This window comes from Oleisolibacter albus (assembly GCF_003336875.1).
Taxonomy (GTDB): Bacteria; Pseudomonadota; Alphaproteobacteria; order Azospirillales; family Azospirillaceae; genus Niveispirillum; species Niveispirillum album.
Map to the genome: position 1 here is coordinate 203,588 of NZ_QGNJ01000008.1, position 17,460 is coordinate 221,047.

17 protein-coding genes are annotated in these 17,460 nt (G+C 70.2%); 5 read left to right on the forward strand and 12 right to left on the reverse strand.

The window, feature by feature from the left end; genetic code table 11:
- Positions 1-49: 49 nt before the first annotated feature.
- Both DK368_RS12975 and DK368_RS12980 read right to left on the reverse strand, forming a co-directional pair.
- The gene (locus tag DK368_RS12975; protein ID WP_114394377.1) at positions 50-667 is read right to left on the reverse strand and encodes a LysE family translocator; all 618 of its coding nucleotides are present in this window, start codon (positions 665-667) and stop codon (positions 50-52) included.
- 153 nt (positions 668-820) lie between these two features.
- Positions 821-2,629 carry an ABC transporter transmembrane domain-containing protein gene (locus DK368_RS12980; RefSeq protein WP_114394378.1) on the reverse strand — a complete coding sequence of 603 codons (1,809 nt, stop codon included), beginning with the start codon at positions 2,627-2,629 and terminating at the stop codon, positions 821-823.
- A 204-nt stretch (positions 2,630-2,833) separates the two neighbouring features.
- Here DK368_RS12980 and rpmE point away from each other — a divergent pair, with 204 nt between their 5' ends.
- Entirely contained in the window at positions 2,834-3,055 is a 222-nt protein-coding gene (gene rpmE, locus DK368_RS12985; RefSeq protein WP_114394379.1) for a 50S ribosomal protein L31, read from the forward strand.
- Between the two features lie 167 nt (positions 3,056-3,222).
- Here rpmE and DK368_RS12990 read toward each other — a convergent pair whose 3' ends face one another.
- Positions 3,223-3,624, reverse strand: a complete 402-nt coding sequence (locus DK368_RS12990; RefSeq protein ID WP_114394380.1) for a DUF1465 family protein — start codon at positions 3,622-3,624, stop codon at positions 3,223-3,225.
- A 285-nt stretch (positions 3,625-3,909) separates the two neighbouring features.
- Here DK368_RS12990 and DK368_RS12995 point away from each other — a divergent pair, with 285 nt between their 5' ends.
- Positions 3,910-4,401 (forward strand): Hsp20 family protein, encoded by a 492-nt coding sequence (locus DK368_RS12995; protein ID WP_114394381.1) that lies wholly within the window; start codon positions 3,910-3,912, stop codon positions 4,399-4,401.
- A 257-nt stretch (positions 4,402-4,658) separates the two neighbouring features.
- Here DK368_RS12995 and DK368_RS13000 read toward each other — a convergent pair whose 3' ends face one another.
- The 3 genes from DK368_RS13000 to DK368_RS13010 form a co-directional block, all read right to left on the reverse strand.
- A complete protein-coding gene (locus DK368_RS13000) occupies positions 4,659-5,471 on the reverse strand; it encodes a hypothetical protein (protein WP_114394382.1) in 813 nt (270 codons plus the stop codon).
- On the reverse strand, positions 5,468-5,989 hold the full coding sequence (locus tag DK368_RS13005; RefSeq protein WP_240002481.1) for a sigma-70 family RNA polymerase sigma factor: 522 nt from the start codon (positions 5,987-5,989) through the stop codon (positions 5,468-5,470). The genes DK368_RS13000 and DK368_RS13005 overlap by 4 nt, the downstream gene beginning before the upstream one ends.
- 83 nt (positions 5,990-6,072) lie before the next feature.
- A complete protein-coding gene (locus tag DK368_RS13010) occupies positions 6,073-7,980 on the reverse strand; it encodes a propionyl-CoA synthetase (RefSeq protein ID WP_114394383.1) in 1,908 nt (635 codons plus the stop codon).
- Positions 7,981-8,228: 248 nt separating this feature from the next.
- On the opposite strand from DK368_RS13010, the gene DK368_RS13015 reads away from it, so the two are divergent.
- Positions 8,229-8,576 (forward strand): hypothetical protein, encoded by a 348-nt coding sequence (locus tag DK368_RS13015; RefSeq protein WP_114394384.1) that lies wholly within the window; start codon positions 8,229-8,231, stop codon positions 8,574-8,576.
- 19 nt (positions 8,577-8,595) lie between these two features.
- On the opposite strand, the gene DK368_RS13020 is transcribed toward DK368_RS13015, so the two are convergent.
- Positions 8,596-9,297, reverse strand: coding sequence for a hypothetical protein (locus tag DK368_RS13020; RefSeq protein WP_114394385.1), 702 nt, complete (start codon positions 9,295-9,297; stop codon positions 8,596-8,598).
- Positions 9,298-9,509: 212 nt separating this feature from the next.
- Here DK368_RS13020 and DK368_RS13025 point away from each other — a divergent pair, with 212 nt between their 5' ends.
- Positions 9,510-10,619: a bactofilin family protein gene (locus tag DK368_RS13025; RefSeq protein ID WP_114394386.1), complete on the forward strand. Its 1,110-nt coding sequence runs from the start codon at positions 9,510-9,512 to the stop codon at positions 10,617-10,619.
- A 7-nt stretch (positions 10,620-10,626) separates the two neighbouring features.
- Here DK368_RS13025 and DK368_RS13030 read toward each other — a convergent pair whose 3' ends face one another.
- The 5 genes from DK368_RS13030 to DK368_RS13050 all read right to left on the reverse strand — a co-directional run bounded on the left by DK368_RS13030 (position 10,627) and on the right by DK368_RS13050 (position 16,297).
- On the reverse strand, positions 10,627-11,622 hold the full coding sequence (locus tag DK368_RS13030) for an aspartyl protease family protein (RefSeq protein WP_114394387.1): 996 nt from the start codon (positions 11,620-11,622) through the stop codon (positions 10,627-10,629).
- A gap of 78 nt (positions 11,623-11,700) precedes the next feature.
- Positions 11,701-11,973, reverse strand: coding sequence for a hypothetical protein (locus DK368_RS13035; RefSeq protein ID WP_114394388.1), 273 nt, complete (start codon positions 11,971-11,973; stop codon positions 11,701-11,703).
- Between the two features lie 72 nt (positions 11,974-12,045).
- Entirely contained in the window at positions 12,046-13,650 is a 1,605-nt protein-coding gene (locus tag DK368_RS13040; protein ID WP_114394389.1) for a cisplatin damage response ATP-dependent DNA ligase, read from the reverse strand.
- Positions 13,651-13,653: 3 nt separating this feature from the next.
- The gene (locus tag DK368_RS13045) at positions 13,654-14,637 is read right to left on the reverse strand and encodes a ligase-associated DNA damage response exonuclease (protein WP_240002482.1); all 984 of its coding nucleotides are present in this window, start codon (positions 14,635-14,637) and stop codon (positions 13,654-13,656) included.
- A 115-nt stretch (positions 14,638-14,752) separates the two neighbouring features.
- Positions 14,753-16,297 (reverse strand): AbgT family transporter, encoded by a 1,545-nt coding sequence (locus tag DK368_RS13050; RefSeq protein WP_114394391.1) that lies wholly within the window; start codon positions 16,295-16,297, stop codon positions 14,753-14,755.
- 187 nt (positions 16,298-16,484) lie between these two features.
- On the opposite strand from DK368_RS13050, the gene DK368_RS13055 reads away from it, so the two are divergent.
- Entirely contained in the window at positions 16,485-17,450 is a 966-nt protein-coding gene (locus tag DK368_RS13055; RefSeq protein ID WP_114394392.1) for a pseudouridine-5'-phosphate glycosidase, read from the forward strand.
- Positions 17,451-17,460 lie beyond the last annotated feature (10 nt).

Consider the following 17,460-nt stretch of genomic DNA (forward strand, 5'->3'; position numbering starts at 1 on the left):
CTCGACTGGACGGGTCGCCTATCTGGAGGGTGGCGCGCCCGCTCGGTCCTCAGCGTTTCAGGGCGATGGCGAGGCCGGTGCCGATCATGGCGGTGCCGGCGGCCCGGTTCATCCATAGCACCCGCCGCCGGCTGGTCAGCAGGGCGCGCATCTGGGCCGCCGCACGGGCATAGACCAGGGCAACGCCGCCGACCACCACCACCACAATCCCGGCCAGCAGCGCCAGATCGGCCGGGCCGACCCGGCCGACATCGATGAAGTTGGGCAGGAAGCCCATATAGAAGAGGATGGTCTTGGGATTGCCCAGGGTCACCGCCAGCCCGGCCAGGAAGGTCCGCCCCGCCCCCGGGCCGCCCTCGGCCTCCGCCGCCGCCGGCAGCTGCGGCACCGCCCGCCACGCCTTGACCCCCATCCACAGGACATAGGCGGCGCCGGCCAGTTTCACGGCCAGGAACATCCCGCCCAGCGCCTGGGCCAGATGGGCCATGCCCTGCACGGACAGCGTCATATAGACCAGATCCCCCAGCACCAGCCCCGCCCCCAGCGCCAGGGCCGGGCGGAACCCGCGGGCCACGGCGCAGGACATCACGGCCAGCATGCCCGGCCCCGGCGTGACGGCGAAGACGGCCAGGGTAAGGGCCAGCGCGACAAGGGACTCCAGTGACATCGGGGTGTTTCCGGCAGGGGACGTCGGCTGGATCGTACAGCAACGGCGGCGCCCGATGTGGGAAAACCTGCGCGCAAGCCGGTGCCGGAGCAACGGGCAGCGGCGCCGCCCGTGGTCAGAGGTCCGGGGCGGGTCTGGACACCGGACCTCGCGTCAAACCCCCGCCCCGTCGAATTGCAACGCCGCCAGCCGGGCATAAAGACCGCCCTGGCGCAGCAGTTCCGTGTGGGTGCCCATGGCCGCCACCCGGCCCTGATCCATGACGATGATGCGGTCGGCATTGACCACCGTGGCCAGCCGGTGGGCGATGATCAGGGTGGTGCGGTGCTGCATCAGCCCTTCCAGCGCCAGCTGCACCGCCCGCTCGCTCTCGGCATCCAGGGCGGAGGTCGCCTCGTCCAGCAGCAGCAGCGGCGGATTGCGCAGGATGGCGCGGGCGATGGCGATGCGCTGGCGCTGGCCGCCGGACAGACGCACCCCCTTCTCGCCGAGATAGGTGCCGAACCCCTCCGGCAGCGCCTCCAGGAAGTCCAGGGCATGGGCGGCGCGGGCGGCCGCGCGCACCTCGGCATCGCTGGCCTCGGGCCGGCCGTAGCGGATGTTCTCCAGGGCGTTGGTGGAGAAGATCACCGGGTCCTGCGGCACCAGCCCGATGCGCGACCGCACCTCCTGCGGGTCGGCCTGACGCACATCGACCCCGTCCAGGCGGACGACACCGGCCTGGGGGTCGTAGAACCGCAGCAGCAGCTGGAAAACCGTGCTCTTGCCGGCACCGCTGGGGCCGACCAGGGCCACCGTCTCCCCCGGCGCCACCTCCAGCGTGAAATCCTGCAACGCCGCCCAGTCGGGCCGCGACGGGTAGTGGAAGCGCACCCCCTCGAAACGCACGGCGCCGGCCGCCGGCAGGGGCAACGGCACCGGGCGCGCCGGCGCCACGATGTCGGGCCGCGTCTCCAGCAGGTCGAACAGGCGCTCGGTGGCACCGGCGGCGCGGGCCAGCTCGCCCATGATCTCCGACAGGGCGCCGACGGCACCGGCCACGACGATGGCGTAGAAGACGAAGCCCGACAGTTCCCCGGCGCTGATGCGGCCCGACAGCACGTCATGCCCGCCGACCCAGAGGATGATGCCGATGGCGCCGAACACCAGGGTGATGACCAGCATGGTCATCCAGGCGCGCATGCGGATGCGCTGCACGGCGGTGTCCACCGCCGCTTCCACCCGGTCGGCGAAGCGCTGCCGCTCCATACCTTCGCGCACATAGGCCTGCACTGTGCGGATGCCGGTCAGCACCTCGTCCACGGTGCTGCCCACATCGGCCACCCGGTCCTGGCTGGCGCGGGACAATGTGCGCACGCGCCGGCCGAAGATGATGATCGGGGCCACCACCAGCGGCACCACCAGCAGCACCAGACCGGTCAGCTTCGGGCTGGTCAGCAGCAGCATGACCAGCCCCCCGGCCAGCGTCAGCGTATTGCGCAGCGCGATGGAGACGCTGCTGCCCACCACCCCCTGCAACAGGGTGGTGTCGGTGGTCAGGCGCGACAGCACCTCGCCGGTGCGCGTGGTCTCGAAGAAACCGGGCGACAGGCTGACGATATGGTCGAACACGGCCTTGCGCAGGTCGGCGATGACCCGCTCGCCGACCCAGGACACCAGATAGAAGCGGCCGTAGGTGCTGACCGCCAGCAGGGCGATGACCCCCAGCATGACCAGCAGCGCGCGGTCCAGCAGCGCCGCATTGCCGGCGGCGAATCCCTTGTCCACCAGGGCGATCAGCCCCTGGCCCAGCCCCAGCACCGTGCCCGCGGCCACCACCAGGGCGATGCTGGCCCCGGCGATCTGGCGCCAATAGGGTTTCAGGAAGGGCAGCAGGCGCCGCAGCGGCTTCAGGTCGCGCCGCGCCGGAGCGGTGGGATCGTGCGGCACGGTGTCGGATGCGTTCGGTTCACGGAAAGCCACGTGCTACTCCCGGCGGTCGCCGTTACAAGGAATGCCGTCCCGCACACGGTGGTAGCCTCCCGCCGTCGACAGGGCAACCGGCAAGGCCGTTTCCCCGCTGCGGCCCGGCCGTCCTGCCGGATGCATGACAGGGCAGCACAGAGGTGGTTGCGCTGCGCCGCCGTTTTGAGTATAAGCGCGGCTTCTTTTTGGGGACTGCCGACCATGAAAGCCGATATCCATCCCGACTATCACGAGATCACCGTCATCATGACCGACGGGACCTCGTTCAAGACCCGTTCCACCATGGGCAAGGCCGGCGACACGCTGCGTCTGGACATCGATACGAAGACCCATCCGGCGTGGACGGGCGTGCAGAAGCTGCTGGATACCGGTGGCCAGATCGCCAAGTTCAACAAGCGCTTCCAGAATTTCGGCCTGAAGTAAGCCGGACCTCTGAACGCTTCGGTGCGTACCCGGGAAGGGCGCCGCGGATAGCCGCGAGCGCCCTTTTCGTGTCTGTGCCCCCGGCATGAGCGGCGATCTTGGCCCCGGGATTCCCGGCCCTTGGCACCGGGCAGGACAGCATGCCGACTCCGTCTGCCGACGCGAGGTCAGGCCACGTTGCGGCGGACCATGCCTTCCAGGCGCTCCACCCGCATATACAGGCTGTGGCTGCGTTCCAGCAGCGAGCGCAGCCCCATGGGCAGCACCTCATTGTCCGCCCCCGCCGGATCGGAACAGACGGAACCGCCGGACAGGGCGAACTCCTCCCCCACGGCCTGGGCCTGGGTCAGTTCGCCGGCATGCACGGCCTTCTGTGCCAGAAGCCAGGCCATGACCTGGGTCAGGCGGCTGGTGACGCGCATGGATTCGTAGGAGACCTGCAGGCGCACGGCGGGCGGCAGGGAACGCTGGTCGCTGGCTTCCTGATAGGCCACATAATTCCGCGCTTCGACGAGAAGGGCCATGGTCTCGTCATACAGGCGGTTGAAGAAGGCGGTCGGACCGTTCACGGCACCCCTTCTCCGGGCAGCGGGCCCGGATTGCTGGTTTGACTGTAAAGATTAACCGGCGGCTTGTCCAACGGGTCCCGGCGCGGATGGCGGGCGCAAAGGCGCAGATGGCCGTGGCCGTGTCGATCGGGCGCACCGCGGGTCCCCTCTTGACGCCCTCCCGGGGGCTTCCCATCTCCACTGGCGTGGCCGGGACGCCCGATTGGGGTCCAGCGCCGCAAGCCAACCGGGAGCCGTGCGATGTCGGCGGCTCCGCTTTCGTATCGCTCGATCTGGAGGATACCCATGCGCACCTATGATCTGTCGCCTCTGTTCCGCTCCACCGTCGGTTTCGACCGGATGACACGCCTGCTGGAAAGCGCGTTGAACACGGATGAGACAGGCAACACCTACCCACCCTACAACATCGAAAAGCTGAGCGACGACCAGTACCGGGTGACCATGGCCGTGGCCGGGTTCCGCCCCGAGGATCTGGAGATCACGGCCCATCCCAATCTGCTGGTGATCCAGGGCAAATCGCGTGAGGCCGACGGCGTCACCTATCTGCATCGCGGCATCGCCGGCCGCGCCTTCGACCGGCGCTTCCAGTTGGCGGACCATATCCGTGTCGGCCATGCCAGCCTGGAGAACGGTCTGCTTTATGTGGATCTGGTGCGGGAAGTCCCGGAAACGATGAAGCCGCGGACCATCGCCATCCAGACTGGCCCGGGCCAGCCGGGCACGATCCAGACCGGCACCGTCCCTGCGGCCGCGCGGATCGAAACCCAGGCGGCCTGATCCGTCAGCGATCGGCCCCGCTCTCTGGGGCCGGAAAACTTGGGCCGGAAAACTTGGGCCGGAAAACTTGGGCCGGAAAACTTGGGCCGGAAAAAAGTGAGGGCGGCTACATTGGCCGCCCTCTTCTTTTGAAGCCCCGCCCGTTCAACCCGTCGAACGTGTGTTGACGGTATGCAGCGGATCGGAGGCCGTCAAGCGCTAACCCGCCGAACAATCTCCAACATTTCATCGATCCGTCACGGAACGTTGCATTCGTGTCACAGACGGTGGTCCAGAGCTGATTGAATTACCGGCGCTCCGTCCAGACGGGGCGGCGCGGACCCGGCGGCGCGCAGGCCGGCCCGGGCCCGTTCCGCCAAGCCCATCATTTCCTGACGCGACAGTTCGCCGACCAATGCATAGGACAGACGGTCGCTGATCCAGCTGAAGACCACCCGGTTCCCGTCATGCAGATAGGCATAGGATGGCCGGGGATCGCTCTTGGGCGGCCCCACCAGCAGCAGCAGCCGGCGGCCGTCCCTGTCGGCATAATCGAATCGTGCCGTGGCCTGACTGCCCGGCGGCGCCTGCCCCCTCGCTACCAGCCGCCAGCCCAGCAGGCTGAGATCGGGGGGATGCCAGTCGGACGGGGCCGCCTCCCCCTCCTGCACCGCCGCGGTCAGGTAGGCCCGCTCCGCGGCCTGGCTGAAGCCTGCCAGTTCGCCCCCGGTCTCCCGGTCCGGTCCCCCCGGGCCGAGCAAGCCGCCGGCCAGCAGCAGAAGCAGGCCGGCGGCCATGGCCGCCCGCGGCCCCGGCAGCCATCGCCACCGTCCCCCACCAATCCGGCGCGGACGCGCCGACAATTGCTGCAGGTCCGTCCGCCACGCCGGATCGACACCGGCGGACTCGCCGGCCATGAACAGGCGTCGCAACGCCACATTCTGCGCCCGCCAGGCCGCCACCCGGGCCGCCGCCGCCGGGTTGACCGCCAGATAGGCCTCGACATCCGCGCGGCGGCCGGCGGGCAGCGCACCATCGACCAGGGCGTGCAGCTCCGCCTCGCTGATGGGGGAACGGCCCGGGTCGGTCATTTCGCTCTCCGCAGCCGGGGGGCCTCCCCCGCCAGATGGCGCCGCAGCGCCTCACGTCCACGGGACAGGCGGGACATCACGGTACCGATGGGAATGCCCAGCACCGCCGCCACATCCTGATAGGGCAACCCCTCCAGCCCCACCAGCAGCACGACCTGCCGCTGTTCCAGCGGCAGCACCGACAGGGCGCGGGCCATGTCACGCAGGGCGATGCGATCATCCTGGTCGGCCGGGCTGGTCAGCGGCAGCACCGTGCTTTCCGGCAACGACGTCTCCGGCCGGGCCTTGCGCTGCCGCATCTGGTTGGCGTGGAGATTGTGCATGATGGTGAACAGCCAGGCCCGCAGGTTCGTCCCGCTCTCGAACCGGTCCGCCCGCGACAGGGCCCGGGCCAGACTGTCCTGCACCAGATCGTCGGCGGCGGCCCGGTCGCGCATCAGCGCCTGGGCATAGCGCCGCAACGGGCCGATATGCTGTCCGATACTGCTGCCGAAACTGCTGCCGCCGAAATCGCCCAAGCCGCCCCTCCCTCCGCTATGCAAGGGAAGAACAGGCGGCCGGGACCGAACGTTGCCGTGGCTCCTGTGACCAAAGGGGGGACCTAGCCGGCCAGCTTCTCCTTGGCGTAGCCGATGCTGTGCAGGGCCTCGCCGATCTCGCTGAGGATGACCGGGTCGTCGATGGTGGCCGGCATTTTCCACGGCTCGGAATCGGCGATCTTCTGCATGGTGCCGCGCAGGATCTTGCCCGAGCGTGTCTTGGGCAGCCGCTCCACCACGATGGCCTGCTTGAAGGCGGCCACCGGGCCGATCTCGTCGCGCACCTTGGCTACCACCTCCTTGCAGATGGTGGCATGGTCCTTGGTCACGCCGGCCTTCAGCACGACGAAGCCCAGCGGCACCTGCCCTTTCAGATCGTCGGCCACGCCGATAACGGCGCATTCCGCCACGTCGGGATGCCCGGCCAGCACCTCCTCCATGGCGCCGGTGGACAGGCGGTGCCCGGCCACATTGATGATGTCGTCGGTGCGGGCCATGACGAAGATATAGCCGTCCTCGTCGATGAAGCCGGCGTCGGCGGTCTGGTAATGGCCGGGGAACTCCGACAGATAGCTGCGCACGAAGCGCTCCTCCGCCTGCCACAGGCCCGGCAGCGTGCCCGGCGGCAGCGGCAGCGTGGCGACGATGGAACCGATGTCGCCGGGCTTCACCGGATGCCCGTCGGCCCCCAGCACCCGGATGTCCCAGCCCGGCAGCGGCTTGCAGGTGCTGCCATATTTCACCGGGAACAGTTCCAGCCCCAGCGGGTTGCCGGCGATGGGCCAGCCGGTCTCGGTCTGCCACCAATGGTCGATGACCGGTACCTTGAGATGGTCCTCGGCCCAGTGCAGCGTGTCGGGGTCGCTGCGCTCGCCGGCCAGGAACAGGGCACGCAGGCTGGAGATGTCATATTGCTTCAGCAGCAGGGCATTGGGGTCATCACGCTTGATGGCGCGGAAGGCCGTCGGGGCGGTGAACAGCGTGCAGATCCGGTGTTCGGCGATCATGCGCCAGAAGGCGCCGGCATCGGGGGTGCCCACCGGCTTGCCCTCATAGACCACGGTGGTGCAGCCATGCAGCAGCGGGGCATAGACGATGTAGCTGTGCCCGACGACCCAGCCCACATCGGACGCGGCCCAGAACACCTCGCCCGGCTTCACGCCGTAGAAATGCTCCATGGTCCATTTCAGCGCCACGGCATGGCCGCCATTGTCGCGCACCACGCCCTTGGGCTGGCCCGTCGTGCCGGAGGTGTAGAGGATATAGAGCGGGTCGGTGGCCGCCACCGGCACGCAGTCGGCCGGCGTCGCCGCCGCCATGGCCTCGTCCCAGTCCACATCGCGGCCCGGATGCAGCACGGCCTCCGCCTGTGGCCGCTTCAGCACCACGCAGCGGGCGGGCTTGTGCGTGGCCTGCTCGATGGCGCTGTCCAGCATGGGCTTGTAGGCCACCACGCGGCCCGGCTCGATACCGCAGCTGGCGGTGACGATGACATGCGGCTTGGCGTCGTTGATGCGGGTGGCGAGTTCATGCGGGGCGAAGCCGCCGAAAACCACGGAATGCACGGCGCCAAGGCGGGCACAGGCCAGCATGGCCACCAGCGCCTCCGGCACCATCGGCATGTAGACGATGACGCGGTCGCCCTTCTCCACGCCCAGGCCGCGCAACACACCCGCGAACCGGGCCACTAGGTCACGCAACTCGCGGTAGGTTATGGTCCGCTTGCTTGCCGTGACTGGGCTGTCGTAAAGAATGGCGGCCTGCTCCGCCCGGCCCGCCTCCACATGGCGGTCCACGGCGTTCCAGCAGGTGTTCAGCAGCCCACCGGCGAACCAGCGGTACAGCGGCGGGGTACTGTCGTCCAGCACCCGGTCCCAGCGGCGGACCCAGTCAATGCCGACGGCGGCCTCGCCCCAGAATCCCTCCGGGTCCGACAGGGAACGGCTGTGGAGGTCCTGATAGCGCAGCATGACGTTTCTCCCCCGCACGAAGATTTCTTAAATCGGCACGGAAAAGTAATCCCCCACCCGCCGGAGCGTCGCAATGCCCGACCACCCTATCCTTTGGTATGGGGCTAACCGGGAAGGCCCGCCAACTTTTCCGCCGCCGCATCAGCGTGTCGCGCCCGGAACGGCGTGGACATGATGTAGATCAGTCCAGGCGGCGCACTCCGCCTCTACACCGGCCCTCCCCCCTCTGCGTGGATGATGCAGGCCCCATGATCGTCGATACACGGCACCTGATGTTCTCGCCGGAAGCCCTGCGGGCGGTGGTGAAGACCTACCGCGCCCTGTTCCCGCAGAAGCAGCCCCCGGGCGAACTCGGCCCGATCCTGATCCGCCAGACGGCGCCCCTGGTCCTGGGCGTGCAGGTTCTGGCGCCCGGCGCCCATGGCTACCGGGAAGTGGAGATCCAGGAAAGCGAACTGGCGGCCATGCTGATCCTCTATTGCCGCGAGGCCAAGATCCCGCTGCCCCGCAGCGGCAGCAAGGCCATCGAAATGAGCGGAGAGCATGTGGTGCTGGTCACCAGCAAAGCCATCCCGACGCGGGCGGGACCACTCTGACCGTTGCTCCGTCCGCGTCTCAGCGTCGGGTCAGCCGGCCCACCACCTCGACCACGTCGCTGCGGCGCATCAACGGATAGCGGCTGCGCAGCAGATCGGTCAGCTCATTCATATCCCAGTCCACCAGCCCGCCAGGGCTGAAATGCAGGGCCAGGTATTCAGCGGCCAGCAGCGTGCCCTCCTGGGCGAAGAAGCGGATCTGCCGGACCACCTCGGACGTCGGCAGCGTGTCCGGTTCGTCGATGGCCTGGGCCAGACAGAGCACATCCAGCAGGTTCTCGCGCGTCGGCTCCCCCTGCCAGCGTTTGACCGCCTCCAGTACCCGTTCCAGGTCCGCAACGCCGCGGAAGAAGCTGCTCTGCGTCACCAACGGCTCCAGCAGGTCCACGGCAGAGGACAGGGCGGTCTCGAGATCCAGGATGGCCGGCACATCGCGCTGCCGGTCCAGTGTCTCCCGCACGACGGGGGTCAAGGCCGCCCGGTCGGCCTGCTCGAACCAGACGCTGTCGAACCAGGTGATGGCCCGCTCCAGCCGTGGCTCGCCCCGCGGCGCCCGCAGCACCTGTCCCAGCAGCACGGGATCATCCAACAGCTCGTCGGCCTCGGGAACCTTGTCGGGCAGGAAACCGGCCAGGGTCGGGTCCAGGTCATGCACCAGATTGACGGCCAGCAGGACCGTCGCATGGGCCACGAAGGCACTGGCAATCTCGTCCGGCTGCATGACGCTCGTCCTCATCCGCCCGTTTGGCGCTCCCGGTTCCACGCCAGGCCCGGCGACCATGCCGGGATCATGGCGGCTCAGGCCGTCAACGGCAAGGGGCGCGGCAATCCGCGCTGGCGCCCAGGATGAAGGCGCGGGTGGACCTTGCCAGCACCGGCGCAGGGCCGGACACTGGGTCCCGCCGATCCGCCCGGAGAGACGAGGCTTCCTCCATGCACCGCCATCTGCTGCCGCTCATCCTGCTCGCCCTCGGCCTGTCCGGCCCGGCCGCCGCCGCCGATTTCCGCAGCGGCCAGACCGTGACGGTCACCGATCCCGTGTCCCAGACCCTGTTTGCCGCGGGCCAGGCGGTGACGCTGCGCAGTCCGGTGGCCGGTGACCTGTTCTCCGCCGGGTTCGAACTGTCGGCCGAGAATGCGGTGGGCGGCGATGCCATGCTGGCCGGGTATCATCTGCGGATCCCGGCCTCCATCGGCGGCGATCTGCTGGCCGTGGGCATGGAGATCGGCATCACCGGCAGGATCGGCGGCGATGCCCGCGCCACGGGAACGACGGTGACGCTGGCGCCGGCGGGGATCATCGCCGGCGACTTCGCGGCCAGCGGCGGCGAGGTGGTGCTGTCCGGCCATGTGGCCGGCGATGCGCAGATCGCGGCGGAGCGGGTGGTTGTCAGCGGCCGCATCGACGGCACCCTCGATGTGGCCGCGGTGGAGCTGGTGCTGGAACCCGGCGCCCGCGTCGGCGGCGATATCCGTCATGCCGGGCCGGCCCCGGTCGATGTGCCGGCCGGCGTCACCGTCGGCGGCACCGTGCAGTACCGCGAGGACGATGGCGAAGAGTGGGACAGCCCCGGCCTGTCCGGCACGGTCGGCCGTGTCCTGGCCCTGGTGCTCCTGGGGGCGGGTGTGGCCTGGGCCGCCCCCGGCCTCATCCGCGCCACCAATGCCGAAATCGGCGCCAATTGGGCCAAAGCCCTGTGCGTGGGCCTGATCGGCCTGGTCGGCCTGCCTGTGGCCATCCTGCTGCTGTGCCTGACCGTCATCGGCATTCCCCTGGCGCTGCTGCTGCTGGGGCTCTATCTGCTGGCACTGCCCCTGGGCACGGCCGTGGCCGGATTCGGCCTGGCCGAGTGGGCCGGACGGCGGCGCCCGCCGCGCAGCGGCCTGCTGCTGCGGTTCGCCTTCTTCGCCCTGCTGCTGACGCTGGTGTCCATGCTGCCACTGGTCGGCGGCATCGCCACGATGCTCGTCATCGCCCTGGGCCTGGGCGCGCTGCTGCTGCGGCTGTCCGGCAGCCGGCGTCAGGCCGTCCTGGCGGGCTGACCGCCCGTCATCGCGTCTGGGCCAGACGGAATTCGCGCGGGAACAGCAGCAGGCGCTGCCGCCGCGTATCCAGCACCACCCGGTAGCGGCTCAACAGTCCCAGCCCCAGCCGCCCGTCGAGGAAGGCCGGCATGCCCTCGCCGCGCGGGCTGAGCGCGGCCGACAGCGGCCCCACCTCGCGCCCGCCCAGCCGCAGGCGGGGCATCACCGCCATCTGCAGCGCATAGGGGCCGGCGGCGCCCAGCACCGGGATGGCCGTTCCCGGCCCCTCCGGCACCAGCAGGCCCGGCAGGCCGCGATGCTCGTCGAACAGGGTGATGCTGCCGAAATCGCCGGTGTCCACCAGCAGGCGCAGATCGCGGTCGCCGACCCGGACCTGCGTGACCAGAAGATTGCCGCGCCAGCCCAGCGGCAGCACCAGCGTCTCCGCATCCGGCGCCGGCACCTCGCCGCCCAGGCGCAGGCTGCCGCGGTCGAAATCCAGGGTGACGGGGAAATCCTGCACCAGCCGGTCGCCCAGGATGCCGGCCAGCACGCCGCCGTCGCTGCGCTGCAGGGCCGCCGCCGGCAGGTCGAGCACGGCCACCGGCTCATCGGCCAGCCGCAGCGGCCCCAGGGTCAGGCTGTCCAGCGCCGCCTGCCCGATACGGAAGGGGCGGCCGGCGGCATCATAGGCCGTATCGACCGGCCGCCAGGGGAGCCTGAGCGCCGTGGCCACGGCCGGAGTGATGAGATGGGTGTCGGTCAGGCCGGTGTCGAACAGGAAGCCGTGGGAGGCCTCGCCATTGATGGTGGCCTCGACCACGATGCGCTGCCGGTCCAGGACGAAGGGCAGATCGACAGGCCCGGTCAGGCTGCGGCCCAGGGCCTCCTCGTCCCGCGGAACACCGGCGCACCCCGCCAGCCCCAGCAACAGCCCGGCCGCCAACAGCCGGCGGATGACGGCGCGGGCCGCCGCGGCAGCGGAAACGGAAAGGATGGGAAAAAGCGCGGGGCAGGTCATGCCCCATCAACGCGCGGAACCGCCCGCAATGGCAGACGTGCGGACGGATAGGCACCGTGCGGATAGCTGTCCGTCCGGTCAGCGGGTTCCGGCCGAGGTTGGGGCGGGGTCGGGAACCGGATTTGCAGCGGGACCGGCCGGCGGCGCCGGCTGGCCGGCCGGATCGGTGGCCGTGGCCCGCAGCAGGGCCGGATCGGTGACCACCATCACCGGCGGCACGCGCGGCTGCATGAACATCTGCAACGCGGCAAGGAAACCATCCAGGCCCGAGACCAGCAGCGACATGATGCCAAGGGCGACGGCCAGGGCGACGGCACGGATCAGAACGGCGATCTGGGTACTGCGGCGCATGGGTACTCCGGCGGAAAGCGCGGCCCCTATGTGGCACTCCGGCGCCGGGAATGCCATGGCCTTTCGCGCAGGTCACGTCACGATCAGGCGCTCCAGCGTCTCCAGCCGGTCGGCCTCGGCCGCCGGCTTGTCCCAGCGGATGCGGGCGATGCGGGGGAAGCGCATGGCGACGCCGCTCTTGTGCCGGCTGGAGCGGTGGACGCTGTCGAAGGCCACCTCCAGCACCAGACCGGGTGCCACCTCCCGCACCGGGCCGAAGCGGTTGGTGGTGTGGGCGCGCACCCAGCGGTCCAGTTCCAGCAGCTCCTCGTCGGTGAAGCCGGAATAGGCCTTGCCCACCGGCACCAGCTCGCCCCCCGGCCCGTCGTCCCCGCGCCAGGCGCCGAAGGTGTAGTCGCTGTAGAAGCTGCTGCGCTTGCCATGGCCGCGCTGGGCGTACATCAGCACGCAATCCAGCGTCAGCGGCCCCCGCTTCCATTTGAACCATGGCCCCTTGGGCCGACCGGCCACATAGGGGCTGTCGGCCCGCTTCAGCATCAGCCCCTCGATGGCATTGTCGCGGGCGCCGGCCCGCAGATCCTCCAGCGTCGGCCAATCGTCGAAGGGGATCAGCGGCGACAGGTCCATGCCCGTCGGCCGCACCCGGGCGAACCACGCCTCCAGCCGCCGCCGGCGTGCGTCGAAGGGCAGGCCGCGCAGATCCTCCTCCCCCTCCATCAGCAGGTCGTACAGCCGCACCCAGGCGGGATAGTCCCGCAGCATCTTCGCCGTCACCTGCTTGCGGTTCAGCCGCTGCTGCAGATCATTGAAGGGGGCGATGGCGCCGTCGCGCCTCACCAGCAGCTCGCCATCCAGCACGGCATCGAAGGCCAGATGCCCGACCACATCGGGAAAGGTGCTGCCGATCTCGTCGCCGGTGCGGCTGTAGAGGCGCGGCTGGCCCAGGGTCCGGGCCACCAGCTGCACGCGGATGCCGTCCCATTTCCATTCCGCCCGGTAGGCGGCGGGGTCCAGCCCGGCCCGGTCCGCCTCCTCCAGCGGGTGCGCCAGCATCAGCGGACGGAAGCCGCCGCCGCCGGTGACATCGGGCTTGTCCCCCCGCCCCTCCAGCCAGGCGAACAGGTCGGCATAGGGCGGCGCCAGCCCATGCCACAGCTCCTCGATGGCATCCACGGTCACGGCGGTGCCGCGGCCGGCGCCCCACTCGGCCAGGGCCGTCTTGGCCAGCCGGGCGGAAACGCCGATGCGCAGTCCGCCCGTGATCAGCTTCAGCAGCGCCCAGCGCCCGGTGGCGTCCAACCCGTCCAGCCAGCCTTCGATCAGGGCCGGGGCCGCCGCCCGCCTGGCCCCGGCCAGGGCGCCGACAATTTCCGCCAGCGTCGGCGGCGGCTGGTTGCTGCCCGGCCGCGCCGGCCAGATCAGGGCGGCCGTTTCCGCCAGATCGCCGACGAAATCGTAGGACAGCGCGAACAGGGTGGGATCGGTGCGTGCCGCCGCCAGCTCCCGCACCAGGGCCGGCTTGGCGGCGGCGAAGGACAGACCGCCGGTCAGGGCCGCCAGCCCGTAGCCGCGATCGGGATCGGGAGTCTGCGCGAAATAATCCACCAGCAGGCGGACCTTGCCGGTGCGCGACGGCTGATAGGCCAGCGCGTCGATCAGGGCGGCGAACCGGTCCATGGCTCACGTCTCCTCATCGCCGAAACCGACCAGATGCAGCGGGCGGGCGCGGAAGCCGTTGAGGCCGGCCCAATGCACCAGCGCCTCCTCCGCGCCATGGGTCACCCAGACCTCGGGCGCGGCCACCTCGCGCAGGGTCTGGCACAACTCGTCCCAATCGGCATGGTCGGAAATCACCAGCGGCAGTTCCACCCCATGCTGGCGCGCCCGGGCCCGCACCCGCATCCAGCCGGAGGCATAGGCGATCAGCGGGTCGGGCAGGCGCCGCGCCCACCGGTCCATCAGGGCCGAGGGCGGGGCCAGCACGACGGCGCCGCGCATCTCCTCCTTGTCGGCGGCCGTGGCCGGACGCAGCGGCCCCAGATCCACCCCATGGCGCCGGTACAGCTCGCACAGCGGCAGGTGGGCGCCGTGCAGATAGACGGGCCGGTCGTAGCCCGCATCCCGCAGATGGGCGATCAGGCGCTGGCACTTGCCCAGGGCGTAGCAGCCCACCACCAGTGCGCGCTCGGGGAACAGCTGTCCCGCATGCAGCAGCCGGGCGATCTCGGCCGCGGCCGGCGGGTGGCGGAACACCGGCAGGCCGAAGGTGGCCTCGGTCACGAACACATCGCAGGACACCGGCTCGAACGGGGCGCAGGTGGGGTCCGGCTGCCGCTTGTAATCACCGGAAACGACGACGCGGCGGCCGCCATGCTCCAGCACCACCTGGGCGCTGCCCAGCACATGGCCGGCGGGCACCAGCGTCACCGTCACATCGCCGATGCGCAGGGGCCGGCCGTAATCCAGAGTCTGCTGATGCCGCCCCGCCCCCTCCCCCAGCCGGACACGCATGATATCCAGCGTCGGCAGCGTCGCCAGCACATGGGTATGGCCGGCGCGGGCATGGTCGCTGTGCCCATGGGTTATGACGGCCCGGTCCACCGGCCGCACCGGATCGATATGGAAGCCCCCCGGCTCGACCCACAACCCCCCGCCCCGCTCCATCGGACAGGGATGCACCCAGTGTTCGGGAGGGGGCGGGAAAAGGCCGGATGGATGGGCGGCAGGATCGATCATGGCTCGGCTAATATAGCCCGTCCCGCCGCCATGGCGACCCCGCCTAGCGGGACGGCGCCGGCATGCCCACGCCCGATCCCGGCCCCAGTGGCAGATCCAGCAGGAACCAGACGGCGAACAGGCCGGTGGAGCTGATCCCGAACCAAAGGCTGAAGGGCAGCATGGTGGCCACCAGCGAGCCGATGCCGAAACCCGGCACATAGCGTTGGGCCATGATCAGGATCAGCGGGAAATAGGGCATCAGGGGCGTCACCGGATTGGTGATGGCGTCGCCCACGCGATAGGCGGCCTGGGTCGCCTCGGGCGTCGCCCCCAGCAGCATCAGCAGCGGCACCAGCACCGGGGCCAGGATGGCCCATTTGGCCGAGGCACTGCCGATCAGCAGATTGAGGGTGCAGGTGACCAGGATGATGGCCAGCATCAGCGGCAGGCCGGTGAAGCCCACGGCCTTCAGCAGCGCCGCCCCCTCAATGGCCAGGATGGCGCCGATGTTCGACCAGCCGAACAGGGCGATGAACAGGGCGGCGGCGAAGGCCAGGATGATATAGCCGCCCATGTCGGCCATGCTGGCCCCCATCATCCGCACCACGTCGCGGTCGCTGCGGACGGCGCCGGTGCCGATGCCATAGGCAATGCCGCAGGCCAGGAAGACCAGGAACAGCAGCGCCACCAGCGCATGCAGGAAGGGCGTCAGCGGAATCGTGGCCGCCGGGTCCCACAGCGGCGCGCCCTCCGGCAGCACCAGCGCCAGCATGGCGGCGGCGGCGGCCAGCAGGGTCCAGCCGGCATAGCGCCCGCCGCGCCGCTCGGCCGCCCGCTGTTCCGGCGTGGCCGCCGCCACCTCTGGCCGCAGATCCGGCGCCAGCGGCGCCGTGGCGTTGAGGCGCGGCTCGACGATGCGGTCGCTGACCAGGGCGCCGACCAGGGTGAACAGCGGCACGAAGGCCACCATCAGATAGTAATTGGCGGTCACCGGCACCTCGTAGGCCGGATCGATCAGCCGGGCCGCCGTCTGGGTGATGCCGGCCAGCAGCGGATCGAGCGAGGTTGGCAGCAGATTGGCGCTGAAACCGCCGGCCACGCCTGCGAAGGCCGCGGCCAGCCCGGCCACGGGATGGCGGCCGACGCTGTGATAGAGCACCGCCGCCAGCGGCGTCAGCACGACATAGCCGGCATCGGCGGCCAGACTGGCCTGAACGCCGGCGAAGACCACGGTCAGCGTCAGCAGCCGCGGCGGCACGGCCCGGACCAGGCTGCCCAACGCCATGGCGATCAGGCCGCTGCGCTCGGCGACACCCACGCCCATCATCACGATCAGCACCATGGCCAGCGGCGGGAAGCCGGCGAAGATCTGCGGCAGCTCCGTCAGCAGCCGACGGATCTGGGCGCCATCGGCCAGGCTGACGGCGGCGATGGTCTTGCCGGTGCCGGGATGGACCGCCGCCACCCCCAGCGCTGCCAGCAGCGCCGACAGACCGACCAGACCCAGAATCGAGAGCAGGAAAAGCGTCACCGGGTCCGGCAGTCGGTTGCCGGTCCGCTCGATCCCCGCAAGCACACGCTGTCCCCAGGCCCCTTCCGTTCCCATACGCTGCCTCCTGTGCAGAGATTGCCGTTTTCCTTAGTGGTGACAGCAGGCGGGGCGCCGGGCAAGCGGCGAGCATCGTTCCGCCATAGCGGGTCGAGGGTCCATGAGGCCGGCACTGAGGCAGCGTGGCGGGTTGCGCTCCGGACGGCGCGGGGGCATTCTCCGGGCCTTCCCAGGAGACAGGGCCATGCAGGACTTCCTTTCCATCCATCCCGACGTTGCGACCGCTCTGAAGGCCAATCGGCCGGTGGTGGCGCTGGAATCCACCCTGATCAGCCATGGCCTGCCCCATCCCACCAATGTGGAGACGGCCAAGGCGCTGGAAGCGGCGGTGCGCGCCGGCGGCGCCGTCCCCGCCACCATCGCCGTGCTGGACGGGCGCATCCGCGTCGGCCTCGACGATGCGGATCTGGAACGGCTGGCCCAGCCGGGCGTGCGCAAGGTCAGCCGCCGCGACCTGCCGCTGGTGCTGGCGGCCGGGGCTGATGGCGCCACCACGGTGGCCGCCACCATGATCGCCGCCCATATGGCGGGCATCGCCGTTTTCGCCACCGGCGGCATCGGCGGCGTGCATCGCGGGGTGGAGACGACGCTGGACATCTCCGCCGACCTGGAGGAACTGGCCCAGTCCGACGTGGCCGTGGTCTGCGCCGGGGCCAAGGCCATCCTCGATCTGCCGCGGACGCTGGAATATCTGGAGACCAAGGGCGTGCCGGTGGTCGGCTACGGTACCGACCGCTTCCCCGCCTTCTATACGGCCGATCTGGGCCTGCCCGTGGATGGGCGCGTGGACTCGGCCGAGGATGCGGCCCGCATCCTGCGGGCCAAGTGGCAGCTGGGCCTGGGTGGCGGTGTCGTCTTCGGCGTGCCGATCCCCGAGGCGGCGGCCCTGGACGCCGACGCGGTGGAGGCCGCCATCCGTCAGGCCGTGGGCGAGGCCGAGTCCCAGGGCGTGCGCGGCAAGGCGCTGACACCGTTCCTGCTGAAGCGGCTGGAGGAACTGACCGGCGGCGCCAGCCTGACGGCCAATACGGCGCTGCTGCTGAACAATGCCCGTGTCGGGGCCGGGATCGCCGTGGCCTATGCCCGCCTGCGCACGGAAATGGCGCTGCCGAAGAAGGTGGTCACCACCAAGCGTCCGCCCGGCTATTGAGGCGGGGCCA